The following is a 19,196-nucleotide window of genomic DNA, read 5'->3' on the forward strand; positions in this document are numbered from 1 at the left end:
CTGCCTCCTGTTCCGGACAGATACTGCCTGACTACCTTGAGCTTGAAGTTCTCGTCGTACTTCGCCATGTAAAAACCCCCGAAGGTTGGATCTACGTCCAACTTTCGGGGGTCAGTTCAGTAAGGCGGCCTTTTGAATGGCTGCAGACGGCTCTGCCCGATACCGGGTTCGCTATAGCGGCAGGCCGCAGGCTTTGCGCACCTGGGTGCGCAGGCCGGCAAAGCTCTCCTGCACTTCCAGGTTGCTGGTGACCCAGGTCAGGTCGGCCTTGGCGTAGAAGGCTTCGCGGCCGGCCAGGATGCGCTTCAAGTCAGCCATTGCCTCGTTATTGCCCGACATGGGGCGGAAGTCGCCTTGCGCCATTACCCGGCCCATGTGCTCTTCGGGGGTGGCGCGCAGCCAGACCGTGTAGCAATGCGCCAGCAGCAGATTCAGCGTGGCCGGCTCGGACACCAGCCCGCCCGGCGTGGCCAGCACCATTTCCGGATAGATCTGTACGGCCTCTTCCAGCGCGCGGCGCTCATAGCGGCGGTAGGCATTGGGACCGTACAGATTATGGATTTCAAGGATGCTGCAGCCGGCCACCCGTTCGATTTCGCGGTTCAGCTCGACAAACGGATAGCCCAGGTCGTCGGCCAGCATCTGGCCCAGCGTGGACTTGCCCGCCCCCCGCAGCCCGATCAGCGCCACCCGCTGGGTGCGGTTGGGGCGCTGCGCGCCCGCCCCCACGCCAAACAGCTGGGTCAAGGCCTCGCGGGCCCGCTGCAGGTCGGATTCCGTGCGGCCGCTGAGCAACTCGCGGATCAGCAGCCAATCCGGCGATTCCGTGGTGACGTCGCCGACCAGTTCGGCCAGCGCGCAATTGAACGCGCGGGCAATCTGCAGCAGCACCAGGATAGAGGCGTTGCCCACGCCGTGCTCAAGATTGGCCAGATGCCTTTCGGACACGCCGGTCACCTGGGACAAGCCCTTGCGCGTCATGCCGCGTATGGCTCGCAAGCGGCGCACCCGCTCGCCCAATGCCACCAGGAAAGCTTCCCGCCTGGGTTCGGATGGCGCCGCGTCTAGCGCTTGATTCATGTTTTGGCTGACTCCGCAAATACCCTGATACGCCCTGTTTTATGCACTATAGTGCTTGACCCAATCCAGTGGAAGCACTATTTTTCCTCAAAGCAGTTCCAAGCCGCCCGGGTGTGCAAAAAAGCAGCACTTGATTTCATGCCGCATCTCAGGCGCCGACAGTGTAAAGGAGGAGTCCCGGTGAGCACGCCAGATCAATTCCATGCCCTGATGCGCGAGGCGACGCGCCTGGTGTCGGGCCAAGCGCTGGACGAGGGGCTGCAAGCGCGGCTGAACCAGGAGGCCGGCCCGCACAGCGCCCTTTACCAGAATATCTTCGCCGCCTGTAGGCAGGGCGTGGCCGAGGGGTGGATGTGCAACCGGGAAGGCGGCGGCATCCGCTATGGCCGTGTCATCAAGCCCGCCGACGATCTGGCGGGCTGTTCGGTGGACGTCGTCGACATGGACGACCTGGCCGGCCCCCACCACGCCCATCCCAACGGCGAGATCGACCTGATCATGCCGCTGACCGACGATGCCCGCTTCGACGGTCACGGCGCAGGCTGGCTCGTCTACGGCCCCGGCAGCGCCCACAGCCCGACCGTCACGCAAGGACGCGCCCTGGTGCTGTATCTGCTGCCCGGCGGCGCCATCGAATTCACGCGGCCCGCCAGCTAAGCCCGCGCCCGCGGCCGCGGCCAGGCCACAAAAAAACACAGCCATGGCCCGCCCCACCACCAGGACATCAGGAGACAACCGTGAATACCTGCCCCGCCGAACTGAATTTCGCCAGTTACCTGGCCGCGCTGAACGCGCCGCGCGCCGCCAAGCCCGCCTACATCGACGACACGCGCCAGCTGAGCTATGGCGAACTGGCGGAGCGGGTGGCCCGCATGGCGGGCGCCTTGCGCCAACTGGGGCTGCGCCGCGAAGAGCGCATCCTGCTGCTGATGCAGGACACGGCCGACTGGCCCGTGGTGTTTCTGGGCGCATTGCACGCCGGCGTAGTGCCGGTGGCGGTCAATACCCTGCTGACGGCGGATGACTACGCCTACATCCTTGCCCATAGCCGCGTGCGCGCCGTGTTCGTGTCGGGCGCGCTGCTGCCCACACTGCAGGCCGCGCTGGCCCAGTCGCCGGCCGAGGTCGAACACCTGGTGGTGTCTCAGCCCACGGCCCCCCTGCCCGGCGAGGCCCGTGAATTTGAGGCCCTGCTGGCCGCCGCGCCAATTGCACCCGCCGTGCGCACGCTGTCCGACGAGATCGCCTTCTGGCTGTATTCGTCGGGTTCCACCGGCAAGCCCAAAGGCGTGGTCCACACCCACGGCAACCTGTGGCACACGGCCGAACTCTATGCCAAGCCCGTGCTGGGCATCCGCGAAGACGACGTCGTGTTCTCGGCGGCAAAGCTGTTCTTCGCTTATGGCCTGGGCAACGGCCTGACCTTCCCGCTATCCGTCGGCGCCACCGTGGTGCTGATGGGCGAACGCCCTACCCCGCAAGCCGTGTTCCAGCGTCTGACGCGGCATCGCCCCACCGTGTTCTACGGCGTACCCACGCTGTATGCCAGCATGCTGGCCTCGCCCGACCTGCCGCCGCGCGAACAGGTGGCGATGCGGGTCTGCACCTCGGCCGGCGAAGCGCTGCCGCGCGACATCGGCGAACGCTTCACCCGGCATTTCGGCTGTGAAATCCTGGACGGCATCGGGTCGACCGAGATGCTGCACATCTTCATTTCGAACCAGAGCGGACAGTTGCGCTATGGCACGACCGGCAAGCCCGTGCCCGGCTACGAAGTGCAGCTGCGTGACGAGAACGGCGCGCCAGTCGAGCCGGGCGCCATCGGCGACCTCTACATCAAAGGCCCCAGCGCCGCGCTGATGTACTGGAACAACCGCGACAAGACGCGGCAGTGCTTCCTGGGCGACTGGCTGAAAAGCGGCGACAAGTACACCTGCGACCCTGACGGCTACTACACGTATGCGGGACGCAGCGACGACATGATCAAGGTCAGTGGCCAATACGTATCGCCCGTGGAAGTGGAGAACATCCTGGTGCAGCACGAAGCCGTGCTGGAAGCCGCCGTGATCGGCGTGCCGGACCACGACGGGCTGACCAAGACCAAAGCCTACGTCGTGCTGCGTCCGGGTTTCGAACCGGACGCGAACACCGGCGCCGCCCTGCAAAGCTATGTGAAGCAGCACCTGGCCCCCTTCAAGTACCCGCGGCAGATCAACTTCACCGAGGAACTGCCCAAGACCGCCACCGGCAAGATCCAGCGATTCCGCCTGCGCCAGCTTGAAGAGGCCACGCTATGAACGGCGCGGCGGCCACCGGCGCCCTGACGGCCCACCCCGTCTTCGCCGACGTTCAGGCCACTGGCCGCGCGCTGCGCCTGGAGTGCCTGTGGATCGCACCTGAACGCGCGACGGCGCCGCTGCTCGTCTTCCTGCATGAAGGCCTGGGGTCGGTCGCCATGTGGAAGGACTGGCCGTTGCACGTGTGCGAAGCCGCCGGATGCCGCGGCCTGGTGGTATCGCGCTATGGCTACGGGCAATCCACGCCGCGCCCTCCGCAGGAAAAATGGCCGGTGGATTTCATGCACCGCGAGGCGCGCGACGTACTGCCCGCGCTGTTCACCGCGCTGGGCGTGGACGCCCGGCGCGACAAGCCGGTGCTGTTCGGACACAGCGACGGCGGATCGATCGCGTTGCTGTATGCCGCGATGCATCCGGAGGCCGTCGCCGGCATCGTCGTTGCCGCGCCGCATACGTTCGTCGAAGACGTCACCGTCGCGAACATCGCGCTGGCGCGCCAGGCGTATCTGGACACGGACCTGCGCAGCCGCCTGGCCCGCTACCACGCGGACGTGGATTCGGCGTTCTGGGGCTGGAACGACATCTGGCTGAACCCCGATTTCCGCCGCTGGAACATCGAAGATCATCTGCCCCGCATCGGCTGCCCCGTGCTGGCGATCCAGGGCGTGGACGACGAGTACGGCTCGCTGGCACAGATACGCGGGATTCACCGCCATGCGCCGCAGACCGTATTGCTGGAGATTCCCGACTGCCGCCATTCGCCGCACAAGGACCAGCCCGCCATTGTTATCCAGGCCGTTGCCGATTTCATCGGCGCGTTGGAAAAACCCGGCTGGCGGTGACGCCAGCCCATAACAAGCACGGAGACAAACCATGAACCACGCCCTGACCCGAGCTGCGATCGCCGCGGCCCTGACGTTCGCCGCCAGCGGCGCGCAGGCCGCCGACAAGATCAAAGTCGGTTTCATGCTGCCCTATAGCGGCACTTATGCCGCACTCGGCACCGCCATCGAGAACGGCTTCAAGCTGTATGTCGCCGAGCAAGGCGGCAAGCTGGGCGGGCGCGAGATCGAATACTTCAAGGTGGACGACGAGTCCAATCCCGCCAAGGCCGCCGAAAACGCCAACCGCCTGATCAAGCGTGACCAGGTCGACGTGCTGATCGGCACCGTGCACTCGGGCGTGGCGATGGCGCTGGCCAAAGCCGCCAAGGACAGCGACACCACCTTGATCGTGACGAACGCCGGCGCCAACGCCATCACCGGCCCGCTGTGCGGCCCCGGCATCTTCCGCACGTCCTTCACCAACTGGCAGCCGGCGTACGCGATGGGTCCCGTCGCCGTTGCCAAGGGCCACAAGACGGCCGTCACCATCACCTGGAAGTACGCCGCAGGCGACGAGGCAATCGGCGGCTTCAAGGAAGGCTTCGAGAAGGCCGGCGGCAAGGTCGTCAAAGAGCTGAGCCTGCCGTTTCCCAACGTGGAGTTCCAGTCGCTCCTGACCGAGATCGCCGCGACCAAGCCCGATATGGTGTTCACGTTCTTCGCCGGCGGCGGCGCCGTGAAATTCGTGCAGGACTATCACGCCGCGGGGCTGGACAAGACGATTCCGCTGTACGGGTCCGGTTTTCTGACTGACGGCACCTTGCAGGCGCAAGGCGCGTCGGCGCAAGGCCTGTTGACCACGCTGCACTATGCCGACGGCCTGAACACGCCGCGCGACAACGCCTTCCGCGCCGACTACGCCAAGAACTACAACGCTCAGCCGGACGTGTACGCCGTACAGGGCTATGACGCGGCGCAGCTGATGCAGTCGGGGCTGTCCGCCGTCAAGGGAGACTTCGCCAAGAAGGCCGACTTCCGCACCGCGATGCGCGGCGCAACGGTCGATAGCCCGCGCGGCCCCTTCACCTTGTCGGCCGCGGGCAACCCGGTGCAGGACATCTATCTGCGCCGTGTGGACGGTCTGGAGAACAAGGTCGTGGAAGTCGCCGCGCAGAAGCTGGCCGATCCGGCCCGCGGCTGCAAGCTCTGACGCCACGTCCGCCACGGGAGGCCCCATGGACATCAGCATCCTGCTTATTCAAAGCCTGAACGCTTTCCAGTACGGCTTGCTGCTGTTCCTGGTGGCCAGCGGACTCACGCTGATCTTCGGCATCATGGGCATCATCAATCTTGCCCACGGCAGTTTCTACATGATCGGCGCTTATATGGCGTTTGCGCTGGGGCCGGTGATCGACCGCTGGCTGGGCGGCGGCTTCATCGCGACGCTTGCCGTGTGCGTGGCGCTGGCCGCGGTGCTGGGCTACTTCCTGGAGGCGGCGTTCTTCAGCTACCTGTACCACCGCAACCACCTGCAGCAGGTGTTGATGACCTACGGCCTGATCCTGGTGTTCGAGGAACTGCGCAGCATCCTGGTCGGCAACGACGTGCACGGCGTGCCGTTGCCCGCCTGGCTGCAAGGCAGCATCTCGCTGGGTGGCGTGATGACGTATCCGGTCTACCGGCTGTTCATCTCGGCGGTGGGCATCGCGGTGGCGCTGCTGCTGTACTGGGTGATCTCGCGCACGCGCCTGGGCATGATGCTGCGGGCCGGCGCCAGCAACCGCGAAATGACCGGATCGCTGGGCATCGACGTGAACAAGCTGTACCGGTTGGTGTTCGCGGCGGGCGTGGCGCTGGCCGCGCTGGCCGGCACCATCGCCGCGCCCGTGTCATCGGTGTATCCCGGCATGGGCAACGGCGTGCTGATCATCTGCTTCGTGGTGGTGGTGATCGGCGGCATTGGATCGATCCGCGGTGCGTTCCTGGCGGCGATGCTGGTGGGATTCGTCGAGACCTTCGGCCAGGTGTTGTTCCCTTCCGCGGCGGGAGTGCTCGTCTACTTGCTGATGGCGCTCATTCTTCTTTGCAAGCCCGAAGGGCTGTTCAAACAGGGCTAGCGACATGACGAAACTCCTACCCGTTGCAACGCTGCTGGCCTTGGCCGCCTTTGCCTGGAGCGGCAGCGACTACTACACCGGCCTGGCCATCAAGGTCATGATCTACGCCATCTTCGCGCTAAGCCTCCAACTGCTGGTCGGCGGCGCGGGGCTGGTCAGCCTGGGGCATGCGGCGTTCTTCGGCATCGGCGCCTATGCGGCAGCGCTGCTGTCGCCCGAATCGGAAGCCGCCAGCCTGTGGTGGCTGCTGCCCGCGGCCCTGCTGGCGGCGGCCGCCTACGCCGCCGTGACAGGCGCGCTGGCGCTGCGCACGCGCGGCGTGTACTTCATCATGGTCACGCTGGCGTTCGCGCAGATGGCCTATTACGTCTTCCACGACACCAAGGTCGGCGGCGGCAGCGACGGCATCTACCTGTACTTCAGGCCCGCGCTGTCGATGGCCGGCTGGATGCCCTTCGACCTGGGCAACAGCACGACGTTCTACTACTTCGTGCTGGCCTGCCTGGCGCTGACGTGGGGCTTTCTGGCCTTGCTGCGGCGTTCACCCTTCGGCGCGGCACTAGCCGGCATCCGCATCAATGAACAACGCATGCGGGCCGCCGGCTATTCGACCTATCCCTACAAGCTGACCGCCTATGTGGTGGGCGCGACCCTGGCCAGCCTGGCAGGCTTCCTGTTCGCACTGAAAGACGGGTTCGTCACGCCCGAACTGCTGGCATGGGAACAGTCCGGGCTGGTGCTGCTGATGGTGATCCTGGGGGGCATGGCCAGCCTGGGCGGCGCCGTGATCGGCACGGTGGCGCTGGTGCTGATGCAGGAGCTGTTCCAGTCGCAAGCGCTGTTCGGCGACTATGCCCGCCACTGGCACCTGCCCTTGGGGCTAGCCATCATTGCGCTCGTGGCGCTGCTGCCCAACGGCATCGCCGGATTGCCCGCGCAATGGCGGCAACGCCGCGAGGCCCGTGCGGCAAACGCACGCGCTGCTGCCGCGGCAGCCACATCCGCCCGCGCGCCTGTCCGCCTTCCGATCCAGGGGGAACCCCATGTCTGACCTTCTGCTTGCGGCCTCGGCCGTCACGCGCCGCTTCGGCGGGCTGACCGCCGTCAACGGCGTCTCGCTGGGCCTGGCGCGCGGCCAGGTGCATGCCGTGATCGGCACCAACGGCGCGGGCAAGTCCACGCTGATCAACATCCTATCGGGGGAACTGGCGCCCACAAGCGGCCAGGTCATGCTGGGCGGGCGCGACGTCACGGCCTGGCGGCAGCCCGAGCGGGCGCGTGCCGGGCTGGGGCGCAGCTATCAGCGGTCTACGCTGTTTCCCGAGCTGACCGTGTTCGAAAACTGCCGGCTGGCCGCGCAAGCAGGCCGCCAGCGCTTTTGGCACTGGTGGCGCCCGGCCTCGGATTGCCGGCGCAGCGCAGACCTGGCGCAGCACGCGCTGGAACGCACCGGGCTGGCCGATGACGCCGCCCGCGCCGCAGGCCTGTTGCCGCACGGCCGCAAGCGCCAACTGGAGATCGCCATGTGCCTGGCGGGCGAACCGCAGGTGCTCCTGCTGGACGAGCCTCTGGCCGGCATGGGCCCCGAAGAGACGGACCGCATCCTGGACCTGCTTCACACCTTGAAGACGGGCCACGCGATCCTGCTGGTGGAACACGACATGGACGCCGTATTCCGCATCGCCGAAACCATCACCGTGATGGTCAACGGCACCGCCATCGCCAGCGGCAGCCCCGCCCAGATCCGCGCCAACGCGGAAGTGCGCACGGCGTACCTGGGCGAAGACACGCAGGACCACGCAAAGGAAACCCCGCCATGCACGCACTGATTGAAGCCGGCGGCCTGCACGTGTACTACGGCGCCAGCCACGTGCTGCGCGGCGTGGACATGCACATCGCACCGGGCGAATCCGTCGGGCTGGTGGGCCGCAACGGCATGGGCAAGACCACCTTGATCCGCAGCCTGATGGGCCAGGTAAAAAGCGCGCAGGGCCAGGTGCGTGTCGGCGGGCGCGATTGCACGCACGCCCAGCCCCACGCCATCGCACGGCTGGGCGTGGCCTACGTGCCCGAGGGGCGCGGCATCTTTCCCAACCTGAATGTGCGGGAAAACCTGCAGGTCGCGGCGCGCCCCGGCGTGCGCGGCGGACAGGATTGGACCTATGCGCGCGTGCTGGACACGTTTCCGCGGCTGCGCGAACGGCTGGGGCATGGCGGGCAGCAGCTATCGGGCGGCGAGCAGCAGATGCTGGCCATCGGCCGGGCGCTGATGACCAACCCAGACCTGCTGATCCTGGACGAGGCTACCGAAGGGCTGGCCCCGTTGATCGTGGCGGAGATCTGGAAGATCATCCGCCAGATCCGCGCCACCGGCATGTCGGCCTTGATCGTGGACCGCAATTACCGCGCGGTGCTGGAACACACCGACCGCTGCCTGGTGATGGAAAAGGGCTTGATCGTGCAGGACGGCGACAGCGCGTCGCTGGCCCGGCAACCGGAGCAACTGACGCGCTATCTGGGCGTCTAGGGCCCGTCGGCACGACAGAGCCCCAGCGCGGATCGCCCTTAGATGATGGCTTCGATCAGGAACGGGCCGCGGCGCTTCAGGCCGTCTGTCAGCGCGCGGGCGAAACCTTCCACCGTATCGACGCTGACCGCCTCCACGCCCATGCCGCGGGCCAGGTGCGTCCAATCCAGATAGGGCTCTTCCAGATCCAACATGCGGCGCGCATTGCGGCCCGGTTCCTTCACGCCCACGTTCTTCATTTCGCCATGCAGCGTGGCGTAGGAGCGGTTGGCCAGGATCACCGTCAGGCAATCCAGATTTTCACGCGCCTGCGTCCACAGCGCCTGCAGGGTGTACATGCCGCTGCCATCGGCTTGCAGCGTAATGACCTTGCGGTCCGGGCATGCCACGGCGGCGCCGGTCGCCATCGGCAGGCCGATGCCGATGGCCCCGCCCGTCAACATCAGCCAGTCGTGCGGCGCGCTGCTGGCGCTGTAGATCGGAAATTCGCGGCCTTGCGTGATGGACTCGTCGCACACGATGGCCTGCTCGGGCAAGGTGTGCGCGATCAGGATGTTCACGGCGGCGCCGGTCAGCTTGCCCGATGCCGGCACCTCGTAAGCGGCGGCCGGCGTGGCCAGGCGCGGCGCGTCCGCGGCGATGCCCAATTCGTCCGCCAGCCATTCCAGCGCGTGCGCCAGATCCTGCTCGGCGCTCGCCAGCACGACCTGATTGCTGTCCGGCGGCGCCAGCAGGCTGGGCTTGCCGGGATACGCGAAAAAGCCCACGGGCGCCTTGGCGCCCGCCAGCACCAGGTGCTTCACGTCTTTCAGCTTGGCGACCGCCATGTCGATCGGATAGGGCAAACGGTCGACCGGCGTGCGCGCGCCGCCGCGTTCGATACGGCGGTTGGAGGTTTCCGACATGAGGCGCACACCGGTGGCGCGCGCAATGCGGCCGGCAGCGTTCAGCGCGCGCTCGCGCAGCGCCGCGCCGCCCAGCATCAGCACCGTCACCTCGCCCGAGCGGATCGCGGCGGCGGCGGCACGCACGGCGTCGGCGGACGTCTGGGCCAGGGCTGCGTCCTTGACCAGCACCGGCGCGGGCGCGTTGTCAGGCAGGTCCGTCCAGGCCGCGTCGGCCGGAAGGATCAGGGTCGCGATATTGCCGGGCGCACCGCGCGCCACGGCGATGGCTTCGGCAGCGTCCGAGGACACCGCGGCGGCGGTCATCGTGCGCTTGACCCAGTGCGACATCGGGCGCGCCACGCCCTCCACGTCGCTGGTCAGCGGCGCATCGTATTGCACGTGATAGGTCGCGTGGTCGCCCACGATGTTGACCATGGGGGTGCGGGCGCGCTTGGCGTTGTGCAGGTTGGCCAGGCCATTGCCCAGGCCCGGGCCCAGGTGCAGCAGCGTGGCGGCAGGCTTGTCGGCCATGCGCGCGTAGCCGTCGGCCGCGCCCGTCACCACGCCTTCGAACAGGCCCAGCACGCAACGCATCTTGGGCTTGCGATCCAACGCCGCGACAAAGTGCATTTCCGATGTGCCGGGGTTGGCAAAACACACGTCCACATCGTTGGCCAGCAAGGTATCGCAAAGACTGTCAGCGCCGTTCATGATTTTCCCTAGTCGTTTTCAATGGCGATGCGGGCACATGCGCGCCCGCCTGATATGCATGATAGGTAGCGTATCAAAAACGCGGTAGAGCCATTTCAGGTTGCGAAGATGGAACCATTCCCGAATCCGGCACCAAGCGTTCCGCCAGCCGGAATTAGCATAACCAACGCTGCCGCGTCCGCCCCACGCCCGCAAAAAAAACGGCCCCGAGGGGCCGCTTTGCCTTCACAGGCCGCACTGCGTCAACGGATCGGCCACGGATACATGGCGCCGCCGTTGCTCCACAGCGCGTTCGTGCCGCGCTGCAGGCCCAGCTTGCTGTCCTTGCCGACGTTGCGCTCGAACACTTCGCTGTAGTTGCCCACGGCCTTGATGGCGTTGTAGGCCCATTTTTCGTCCACGCCCATGTTCTTGCCGGCGCCCGGCGTCACGCCCAGGATGCGCAAGACGTTGGGGTTGCTGCTCTTCAACATTTCGTCGACGTTTTTCTGCGTGATGCCATATTCCTCGGCTTCCAGCAGCGCGAACAAGGTCCAGCGCACGATGCCCAGCCAATTCTCGTCACCCTGGCGCACCATGGGGCCCAGCGGTTCCTTGGAGAAGCGTTCCGGCAGGATCTCGTAGTCGTTGGGATTGGCGACTTGCGTGGCGCGCACGGCGGCCAGTTGCGAGGCATCGTCGGTGAAGGCATCGCAGCGGCCGGACTCAAACGCGCGCACGACTTCGGTCACCTTGTCGATCACGACCGGCTTGAACTCGATCTTGTTCGAGCGGAACCAGTCGGCCAGGTTCAGTTCCGTGGTGGTGCCCGGCTGCACGCAGACGGTGGCGCCGTTCAATTCCTTGGCGCTCTTGACGCCCAGTTTCTTGTTCACCAGGATGCCCTGGCCGTCATAGAAGCTGGCGGCCACCGCGGACAAGCCCAGCGAGGTGTCGCGCGTCTGGGTCAGCGTGACGGTGCGCAGCAGCACGTCGACTTCACCCGATTGCAGCGCGGTGAAGCGTTGCTGGGTCGACAGCGCCGTGCCCTTGAATTTGGTCGAATCGCCGAATACGGCCGCGGCGACCGCGCGACAGATATCCACGTCCATGCCTTCCCATTCGCCCTTGCTATTGGTGGCGGAAAAGCCGGATACGCCGTCGGTCAGGCCGCACTGCACGAACCCTTTTTTCTTCACCGCATCCAGCGTGGGGCCGGCGACTGCCGCCTGGGACGCGCAAGCCAGGGCGAGCGCGCCGGCTGCAAACAAGATGGACCGCTTCATTATTGCCTCTCCTGAGATAGATGCCCGGTCGGACTTGTAAGCCTTCCCGGCTGAAACCGAGCCCAGCGTTGTCGGGCCGGCCGCCAGATTACGCCATGTCCACTGCGTGAACAACGCGATCGGGCCTAGTGGAAACCCGAGGCGATGCCCATTCGAGGCCCTATCAGATTTGTCCGGTGATCGAACTTTATCCGGCCCTCTCAAGCCGTCCGGGCAAAGCTCGCATGCCATACTTTTTTCGCGCCGGTGTCCGCTCAGCGGCACCGGCGCCGCAGCATAAAAGCCGATCGCGCCACAACAAAAATCCCGGGCGCGCATCGATACTCGGCCGATTCATGGAGGAGACAAATCCATGGCACAAGCAAGCAAGACGCAGCCTCGCCGCGCGGCGCACCGCCGCATGGCCCTGAAGACCCTGTTGTTGTCCGCGCTGGCCGCGGCAGGCCTGGGCACCGCCCCCGTCCACGCGGCGGATGACTGGCCCAGCAAGCCCATCAAGATCATCGTGCCCTACACGCCGGGCGGCTCCACCGATATCGTGACCCGCATCGTCATGGAAAAATTGGGGCCACGCCTGAAGCAGACGATCATCGTCGAGAACCGGCCGGGGGCCAACAGCAGCGTGGGCTCGGCCATCGCGGCCAAGTCGGACGCGGACGGCTACACCTTCCTGTCCATCCTGCCGGCCTACATCATCAACTTCCACCTGTACAAGCTGACCTACGCCCCGGCTGACCTGACGCCGGTGGTGCAGATGGCCGACCTGCCCCTGTTCCTGTTCGTGGCGCAAGACCTGCCGGTCAACACCGTGGCCGACCTGGTCGCCTATGGCCGCAAGAATCCCGACAAGCTCACCTACGCGTCCAGCGGAAACGGGTCCAGCGCGCACCTGACCGGCGCCGACTTCGCGCTGCAGAACAAGCTCACGATGACGCACGTGGCCTACAAGGGCAGCGCCCCCATCCTGACCGATCTGCTGGGCGGCCGCGTCTCGATGGTGTTCGACCCCATCCTGGTCCCGATGCAGTACGTGAAGCAGAACCGCCTGAAAGCGCTGGCCTTCACCGGCAAGGAACGCTGGCCCACCGAGCCCGGCATCCCCACGATGGAAGAAGCCGGCATGCCCGGCTTCGTGACGGGCTCCTGGGCCGGCCTGATGGCCCCGGCCGGCACGCCCAAGCCGATCATCGAACGCATGGCGCGTGAGATCGCCGAGATCGTCAAGGAACCCGATGTGAAGCAGAAGTTCGTGGATGCGGGCTTCCTGCCCGCCAGCGGCACCACGGCGCAGTTCGCGGAACTGATGAAGACGGATTCGGCGCGCTACGCCGAAATCATCAAGCAGGCGGCCATCACCGTGAATTGAACGCGGACCGGGCGCGGCACCGCGCCTGGCTCGATCGGAGTTTCCCCATGATCAACAAGTTCATCGATACCCCCGAGGCCGCGGTCTCGGACATCCACGACGGCGCCACGGTGCTGATCAGCGGCTTCGGCGGCGCAGGCATGCCCACCGAACTCATCCATGCGCTGATCGACCAGGGCGCGCGCGAACTCACCGTCGTCAGCAACAACGCAGGCAACCACGAAACCGGCCTGGCCGCGCTGATCAAGGCCGGCCGGGTGCGCCGCGTCATCTGCTCGTTTCCCAAGGCCTCGCATTCCTGGGTCTTCGACGACCTGTACCGCCGCGGCGGCATTGAACTGGAATGCGTGCCGCAAGGCACCATCGCCGAACGGTTGCGCGCCGCCGGCGCCGGGCTGGGCGGCTTCTTCACCCCTACCGCCTATGGCACCGAGCTGGCCCAGGGCAAGGAAACCCGCATCATCGACGGCCGCGGCCATGTCTTCGAGACGCCGCTGCATGGCGACTTCGCGCTCGTCAAGGCGGACCAGGGCGACCGCTGGGGCAACCTGACCTACCACAAGAGCGCGCGCAACTTTGGACCCATCATGTGCATGGCGGCCAAGACCACCATTGTGCAAGTGCGCGCCAAGGTCGAGCTGGGCGAACTGTCGCCCGAAGCCGTCGTGACGCCGGGCATCTTCGTCGCGCGTGTCACCGAAGTGGCCAATGCCGCCTTTTCCAGCTGAAGGAATTCTCATGCAACCCCTGACCCGCGAGGCCATGGCGCGCCGCCTGGCCCTGGACATTCCCGACGGCAGCTACGTCAACCTGGGCATCGGCATGCCAGTGCTGGTGGCCGCCCATCTTCCCCCCGGCCGCGAAATCGTGCTGCATAGCGAAAACGGCATACTGGGCATGGGCCCGCCGCCCGCTGACGATGCCATCAACCTGGATCTGATCAACGCCGGCAAGCAGCCGGTGACGCTGCTGGAAGGCGGCTCGTACTTCCACCACGCAGATTCGTTCGCGATGATGCGCGGGGGCCATCTGGACATCTGCGTCATGGGCGGCATGCAGGTTGCCGCCAACGGCGACCTGGCCAACTGGTCGTTGGCCAAGCCAGGCGAAGCGCCGGCCGTCGGCGGAGCGATGGACCTGGCAGTGGGCGCGCGCAGCGTGTTCATCATGATGGAGCACAACAGCAAGAACGGCGATCCGAAGATCGTCGAACGCTGCACGTATCCGCTGACGGGCGCCGGCGTGGTCGACCGCATCTACACGGATCTGGCCGTCATCGACGTCACGCCGGAGGGTCTGGTGGTTCGGGATATGATCGACGGCATGACTCTGAACGAACTGCAAGCGCGCACCGGCGCGCCGCTGCGCGCAGGCTGATGCTGCCCAATCTTCCCCCACCCGGCTACGCCGCCCCGCTTGCGGCGGAAGATCATCCCGACCAGTTGCGCGGCGATCCGGACTACATGCTGACGCTTGCGCGCGGCCTGCATGTGATCCGCGCGTTCGGCACGCGCCGCCATCCGCAGACGGCGGCGGAACTGAGCCGGCGCGCCGCGCTGCCGCGCGCCGTCGTGCAGCGTTGCCTGCACACATTGATCCTGCTGGGCATCGCCGAGCAGCACGGCCGGCTGTATGTGCTGACGCCGCGCATCCTGGGCCTGGGCTACGCGTACTTTTCGTCCACGCCGTTCGTGTCGCTTGCCCAGCCCGTGTTGGAAGAGCTGAGCGCCACCGTCAATGAAACCTGTGCGCTGGCCATCATGGAAGGCCACGAGATGCTGTATCTGGCGCGCTCGGAAGTGAACCGCCTGCTGGCCACGTCGATGGGGCTGGGCAGCCGCTTGCCGGCGTACTGCACGTCAATCGGACGCGTGCTGCTGGCGCAACTTCCCGAACCCGCGCTGGCCCGCTATTTCGCCACGGTCGACCTGCAACCCTATACGGAATTCACGCTGACCACCGAAGCGAAGCTGCGCGCGGAACTGGCGCGCATCCGCGAGCAGGGCTATGCGGTGGTGGACCAGGAACTGGAACTGAACGTGCGTGCAATCTCGGTCCCCGTGCGCTCGGCCAGCGGCAAGGCCTGCGGCGCCGTAAACGTCAGCGTGAAGGCGGCGCGGGTGCCGTTGGTCCGGCTGACGGAAGAATTCCTGCCGCCCCTGCGGCAGGCTGTAGAAAGAATTGGCGAATTCCTGGTCGCGTAAAGGCGATGTGGGCGGTGTCTGGAGCCGGCCTGGAGCCGGCGCCGCCGCTGACCTTAAAGGTCCGTCGCATCCAGCGTGAAGGCGGCGGCCGCGCGGCCGATGCGGTCGTTGACCGCGTGCCATTCGTCGGTAGCCGGAGGGGCCTGCACGATGATGCGGGCATAGCCCTGTTTGTCCAGGTCGCGCAGCAGGCCGTAGAGAGCCTGTGCATAGCGCGCCGGGTCGGCGGGCACGGGATGCCATTGCAGGCGCGGGTCCAGTGCCTGGGGCGCGTCGCCGTATGCCACCACCACGACCTTGCCTTCCGGCAGGTTGCGGCCTTGGGCCACGTCCTGCAGGCGCGCGTCGGAAACCAGCTCCAGCGGCGTGCGCGGCGCGTAGTGCGCTTTCAGCGTGCCCGAGGCGCGCGGCGCGGCGGCATCCGGCGCGAACACCTGCACGCCCAGCACGGCTTCGATCTGTGCCGCGCTGATATGGCCGGGGCGCAGCAGCACGGGGCCCGCGCCGCGGTCCAGGCGCGACAGGTCCAGGATGGTGGACTCGATGCCCACTTCCGATGCGCCGCCCTCCAGCACGGGCATGCCGGCGGCGACTTCATCGGGGAATTCATGGCGCACGTGCTCGGCGCGCGTCGGCGATACCTGGCCGAACTTGTTGGCCGACGGCGCCGCCACGCCGCCCTGGCCGTTCGCCTTGCCCGCAGCGAAGGCCGCCAGCAGCGCCTGCGCGACAGGATGCGACGGGCAGCGAATGCCGATGCTGTCCTGCCCGCCGCTGACCGTGTCCACAATGTGCGGCGCGCGCTTGAGGATCAACGTCAACGGACCAGGCCAGAACGCGTCAATCAGCAGGCGTGCCTCGGGCGGCACCTCGGCCGCCCAGTACGACACGTCGCCTTGCGGCGCGATGTGCACGATGACGGGATGATTCGACGGCCGCCCCTTGGCCGCATAGATCTTCGCTACCGCTTGCGGACTTTCTGCATCCGCACCCAGGCCGTAGACGGTCTCGGTGGGGAAGGCAGCCAGTTCGCCATCCAGCAAACGTTGCGCGGCAAGGGCGATCTCCGCGGCGCTGGCGGAATCATGCGGGGGCAAGGAAGGCATCGGATCGTCGCGGCTTACTCGGGGGCTTCCATGCCCAGCGCGGCGGCCACGCGGGCGGCATCGGCACGGGCCTGGTCCAGGGTGGGCGCCACGATGGTGACGTGGCCCATCTTGCGGCCACGGCGGGCTTCGTGCTTGCCGTACAAGTGCAGCTTGGCCGTCGGCACCGCCAGCGCGGCGGCCCAATCGGGTTCGCGCTGCGTCGTCGCGGTCGAAGACGCATACCAGATGTCGCCCAGGATGTTCAGCATGACGGCGGGCGCCAGCAGCGCGGCGCTGCCCAGCGGCAGGCCGGCCATGGCGCGCGCCTGCTGCTCGAACTGGCTGGTGACGCAGGCGTTCATCGTGTAGTGTCCGCTGTTGTGCGGGCGCGGCGCGATCTCGTTGACGATCAGGCTGCCGTCCTTCAGCACGAAGAACTCCACGCACATCACGCCGTGGTAACCCAGGCCTTGCGCGATGGCTTTCGCGGCGTCGGTCGCGCGGGCCTGCCGTTCGGCGTGCGCCGCGTCCGACTCCACGGGCGCGGCAGTGGACACCGCCAAGATGCCGTCGCGGTGCACATTGCGCGCCACGGGAAACACCACGGTGGCGCCATCGAAACCGCGCGCGATCACGACCGAAATTTCGTAATTCAGCGGCATCAGCGCTTCCAGCACGCAAGCCACACCGCCGAATTCGGCGAAAGCGGCCAGCGCCTCTTCACGCGTGTTGATGCGGGCCTGGCCCTTGCCGTCGTAACCCAATCGGGCGACTTTCAGGATGCCGGGAAACAAGGCGTCGGAGGCGGCGCGCAGGTCCGCTTCGGCGCGGATGGCCGCGTGCGGCGCGACGGGTATGCCTTGCGAGGCGATGAATGTCTTTTCGGCGATGCGGTCCTGCACGATGGCCACGGCGTCGGCCGCGGGGCTCACGCGGCAGCGCGTGGCCAGCGTGCGCAGGCTGTCGGCGGGGACGTTTTCGAATTCGGTGGTGACGGCCTGACAGGTCTGGGCCAGCCGGGCCAGACCGGCTTCGTCATCGTAGGCGGCCTGGATGTGCAGGTCGGCCACCATGCCAGCGGGGCATTCGTCGGCCGGGTCCAGCACCGCGACCTTGTAGCCCAGGCTTTGCGCCGCGTGGCAGAACATGCGGCCCAATTGGCCGCCGCCCAACAGGCCCAGCCAGCCGCCGGGGGCAATCATGAAAGGAGTCAATTGAGTCATACGGATCAGGCCTCGGGCGGAACCTTCATGTCGCGCGCGGCTTGCGTCTGGCGCGCGCGGAAAGCCACCAGCTTCTTGTGCAAACCGGCATCGGTGCCCGCCAGCGTGGCGATCACGTGCAGGGCGGCGTTGGCCGCGCCCGCTTCGCCGATCGCGAAGGTGGCCACCGGCACGCCCTTGGGCATCTGCACGATGGACAGCAGCGAGTCTTCGCCGCGCAAGTATTTGGAGGGGACAGGCACGCCGAACACCGGCACTTCGGTCAGTGCCGCCATCATGCCCGGCAGGTGCGCCGCGCCGCCGGCGCCGGCGATGATGCCGCGCAGGCCGCGCTCGTGCGCCGCCGCGCCGTATTCGGCCATGTCCTGCGGCATGCGGTGCGCGGAAATCACGCGCGCCTCGTAGGCCACGCCGAAGTCCTCCAGCATGGTGACCGCGTGCTTCATGACCTCCCAATCGCTGGAAGAACCCATAATCACGCCCACCACGGGGGTGGCCTCTGCCGCTGCGGAAGTCTTGGCTGTCATAACCGGTGTCAAAGAGGTAAGACCGCGGAAACCTGCCCGCGGAATGTCAAAGGGCCGCGGATTCGGTCCGCGAAACCCGGTATTTTACCCGGCGCGCGCGACCGTCTATGGCGCGGCCGAAGACGGCAGCCACAGATAGCTGTCGGGATTGTCCGGGCAAGGCCCGAAACCACACTCCAGGGTAGTGCTGCCGACGTTGGCCAGCGTCATGATGAAAAACAGGGCCATGACGACGAGACCCAGTGCCGAGACCGGCTTTTTCAGCATGCTGTCGCCCCATTTGCGGTCGGCGGACTGCATCAGGACGCAGAAGACGATGATGGCGGCAAAGGCGATGAACGCCCAGGTATAGAAGTGCAGCCCCATGAACGGCGTGCCGTAGCCAGGATCGCCGGGCGCGATGTGCAGCAACACTTGCCTGCCCGAGGCGACCATGCCGCCCAGCGAGGCCGCAATGCTCATGCCGTAGTGCATGGGCGACGGCCCCACCCGCATGTTCAGCAGGAATCCCACGCCGGCCAGGATGAACGCCACGCGCTGCAACAGGCACAGGGGGCACGGCAGCTCGTCGTAGATGAACTGCCAGGCAAAGGCCATGCCCAGGATGCCGGTGACGCCCAGCAGCGCCAGACCGTTCAGCACGCGCGAGCCGCGCGCGGGATTGCGGGAGAAGATCATTGCCCCGCCCTTACAACGAGAGCGCCAGCGGGCTGGTCATGTGGTATTGGCACCAGACGCCGAAGATCACGAGCGTAAGCAACCAGAACGTCACGCAGGGGCGGCGCTTTCCCAGCACGCCGAACCACACCGCAACCAATCCGGTCAGAAAGGGCAACATCATGATCATGCGTAAGACTCCTGTCGGCTGGCGTCCTGCTTAGGCAGCCGACGAGTATAGCGTAACAATACGCAATAATTGTTATCGATTCCCCTAAGGCCGGACCATAAAAAAACCCGCTCGATGAACTGACCCCCAGAAGTTGGACGGTCAGAGGAAGCTAAAGCCCGAAGGCCTGAGCTCGGTATTGCACCGGGCTCAGGCCTTTTAGCTTGAGCTTGATGCGGTGGTGATTGTAGTAA

Annotated in this window: 21 protein-coding genes; 12 read left to right on the plus strand and 9 right to left on the minus strand. The window is 66.5% G+C overall.

Annotation, left to right across the window (positions count from 1 at the left end; translation table 11 throughout):
- Positions 1 to 171: 171 nt before the first annotated feature.
- Positions 172 to 1,080: a helix-turn-helix transcriptional regulator gene (locus CEY09_RS31300; protein ID WP_013395643.1), complete on the minus strand. Its 909-nt coding sequence runs from the start codon at positions 1,078 to 1,080 to the stop codon at positions 172 to 174.
- A 180-nt stretch (positions 1,081 to 1,260) separates the two neighbouring features.
- Here CEY09_RS31300 and CEY09_RS31305 point away from each other — a divergent pair, with 180 nt between their 5' ends.
- The 8 genes from CEY09_RS31305 to CEY09_RS31340 all read left to right on the plus strand — a co-directional run bounded on the left by CEY09_RS31305 (position 1,261) and on the right by CEY09_RS31340 (position 8,845).
- Positions 1,261 to 1,737 (plus strand): DUF4863 family protein, encoded by a 477-nt coding sequence (locus tag CEY09_RS31305; protein ID WP_088591618.1) that lies wholly within the window; start codon positions 1,261 to 1,263, stop codon positions 1,735 to 1,737.
- Between the two features lie 80 nt (positions 1,738 to 1,817).
- Positions 1,818 to 3,377, plus strand: a complete 1,560-nt coding sequence (locus CEY09_RS31310; RefSeq protein ID WP_088591619.1) for a benzoate-CoA ligase family protein — start codon at positions 1,818 to 1,820, stop codon at positions 3,375 to 3,377.
- Positions 3,374 to 4,219 carry an alpha/beta fold hydrolase gene (locus tag CEY09_RS31315; protein WP_088591620.1) on the plus strand — a complete coding sequence of 282 codons (846 nt, stop codon included), beginning with the start codon at positions 3,374 to 3,376 and terminating at the stop codon, positions 4,217 to 4,219. Before CEY09_RS31310 ends, CEY09_RS31315 begins: the two co-directional genes overlap by 4 nt.
- 31 nt (positions 4,220 to 4,250) lie before the next feature.
- Positions 4,251 to 5,411, plus strand: coding sequence for an ABC transporter substrate-binding protein (locus tag CEY09_RS31320; RefSeq protein ID WP_006222816.1), 1,161 nt, complete (start codon positions 4,251 to 4,253; stop codon positions 5,409 to 5,411).
- Between the two features lie 25 nt (positions 5,412 to 5,436).
- Complete coding sequence (locus CEY09_RS31325; RefSeq protein WP_088591621.1) at positions 5,437 to 6,318, plus strand: branched-chain amino acid ABC transporter permease; 882 nt, start codon at positions 5,437 to 5,439, stop codon at positions 6,316 to 6,318.
- A gap of 4 nt (positions 6,319 to 6,322) precedes the next feature.
- A complete protein-coding gene (locus CEY09_RS31330; RefSeq protein ID WP_088591622.1) occupies positions 6,323 to 7,369 on the plus strand; it encodes a branched-chain amino acid ABC transporter permease in 1,047 nt (348 codons plus the stop codon).
- The gene (locus tag CEY09_RS31335) at positions 7,362 to 8,147 is read left to right on the plus strand and encodes an ABC transporter ATP-binding protein (RefSeq protein ID WP_088591623.1); all 786 of its coding nucleotides are present in this window, start codon (positions 7,362 to 7,364) and stop codon (positions 8,145 to 8,147) included. Before CEY09_RS31330 ends, CEY09_RS31335 begins: the two co-directional genes overlap by 8 nt.
- Positions 8,135 to 8,845, plus strand: coding sequence for an ABC transporter ATP-binding protein (locus CEY09_RS31340; protein WP_006222812.1), 711 nt, complete (start codon positions 8,135 to 8,137; stop codon positions 8,843 to 8,845). Before CEY09_RS31335 ends, CEY09_RS31340 begins: the two co-directional genes overlap by 13 nt.
- Positions 8,846 to 8,883: 38 nt before the next feature.
- On the opposite strand, the gene CEY09_RS31345 is transcribed toward CEY09_RS31340, so the two are convergent.
- Together CEY09_RS31345 and CEY09_RS31350 are read right to left on the minus strand one after the other, a co-directional pair.
- Positions 8,884 to 10,443 (minus strand): acetolactate synthase large subunit, encoded by a 1,560-nt coding sequence (locus tag CEY09_RS31345; RefSeq protein WP_088591624.1) that lies wholly within the window; start codon positions 10,441 to 10,443, stop codon positions 8,884 to 8,886.
- 242 nt (positions 10,444 to 10,685) lie between these two features.
- Positions 10,686 to 11,708: an amino acid ABC transporter substrate-binding protein gene (locus tag CEY09_RS31350; RefSeq protein WP_006222805.1), complete on the minus strand. Its 1,023-nt coding sequence runs from the start codon at positions 11,706 to 11,708 to the stop codon at positions 10,686 to 10,688.
- Between the two features lie 352 nt (positions 11,709 to 12,060).
- Here CEY09_RS31350 and CEY09_RS31355 point away from each other — a divergent pair, with 352 nt between their 5' ends.
- From CEY09_RS31355 to CEY09_RS31370, 4 genes are read left to right on the plus strand one after another with little or no spacing between them, the layout of a single operon-like run.
- Positions 12,061 to 13,074, plus strand: coding sequence for a Bug family tripartite tricarboxylate transporter substrate binding protein (locus CEY09_RS31355; protein WP_088591625.1), 1,014 nt, complete (start codon positions 12,061 to 12,063; stop codon positions 13,072 to 13,074).
- A 47-nt stretch (positions 13,075 to 13,121) separates the two neighbouring features.
- A complete protein-coding gene (locus tag CEY09_RS31360; RefSeq protein ID WP_006222803.1) occupies positions 13,122 to 13,802 on the plus strand; it encodes a 3-oxoacid CoA-transferase subunit A in 681 nt (226 codons plus the stop codon).
- A gap of 10 nt (positions 13,803 to 13,812) precedes the next feature.
- Complete coding sequence (locus CEY09_RS31365) at positions 13,813 to 14,451, plus strand: 3-oxoacid CoA-transferase subunit B (protein WP_088591626.1); 639 nt, start codon at positions 13,813 to 13,815, stop codon at positions 14,449 to 14,451.
- A complete protein-coding gene (locus tag CEY09_RS31370) occupies positions 14,451 to 15,278 on the plus strand; it encodes an IclR family transcriptional regulator domain-containing protein (protein ID WP_088591627.1) in 828 nt (275 codons plus the stop codon). Before CEY09_RS31365 ends, CEY09_RS31370 begins: the two co-directional genes overlap by 1 nt.
- A 53-nt stretch (positions 15,279 to 15,331) precedes the next feature.
- On the opposite strand, the gene CEY09_RS31375 is transcribed toward CEY09_RS31370, so the two are convergent.
- The 6 genes from CEY09_RS31375 to CEY09_RS31395 all read right to left on the minus strand — a co-directional run.
- Complete coding sequence (locus tag CEY09_RS31375) at positions 15,332 to 16,384, minus strand: L-threonylcarbamoyladenylate synthase (RefSeq protein WP_167390193.1); 1,053 nt, start codon at positions 16,382 to 16,384, stop codon at positions 15,332 to 15,334.
- 14 nt (positions 16,385 to 16,398) lie between these two features.
- Positions 16,399 to 17,589 carry a 5-(carboxyamino)imidazole ribonucleotide synthase gene (locus tag CEY09_RS31380; protein ID WP_088591628.1) on the minus strand — a complete coding sequence of 397 codons (1,191 nt, stop codon included), beginning with the start codon at positions 17,587 to 17,589 and terminating at the stop codon, positions 16,399 to 16,401.
- A 5-nt stretch (positions 17,590 to 17,594) separates the two neighbouring features.
- Entirely contained in the window at positions 17,595 to 18,116 is a 522-nt protein-coding gene (gene purE, locus CEY09_RS31385) for a 5-(carboxyamino)imidazole ribonucleotide mutase (RefSeq protein ID WP_006222798.1), read from the minus strand.
- Between the two features lie 105 nt (positions 18,117 to 18,221).
- Entirely contained in the window at positions 18,222 to 18,794 is a 573-nt protein-coding gene (locus CEY09_RS31390) for a disulfide bond formation protein B (protein ID WP_006222797.1), read from the minus strand.
- Between the two features lie 10 nt (positions 18,795 to 18,804).
- A complete protein-coding gene (locus CEY09_RS32355; protein ID WP_006222796.1) occupies positions 18,805 to 18,963 on the minus strand; it encodes a DUF5993 family protein in 159 nt (52 codons plus the stop codon).
- A gap of 151 nt (positions 18,964 to 19,114) precedes the next feature.
- The coding region (locus tag CEY09_RS31395) for an IS3 family transposase (protein WP_143219578.1) at positions 19,115 to 19,196 on the minus strand (82 nt) is incomplete at its 5' end.

Source organism: Achromobacter marplatensis (assembly GCF_002209535.1).
Taxonomy (GTDB): domain Bacteria; phylum Pseudomonadota; class Gammaproteobacteria; order Burkholderiales; family Burkholderiaceae_B; genus Achromobacter; species Achromobacter marplatensis.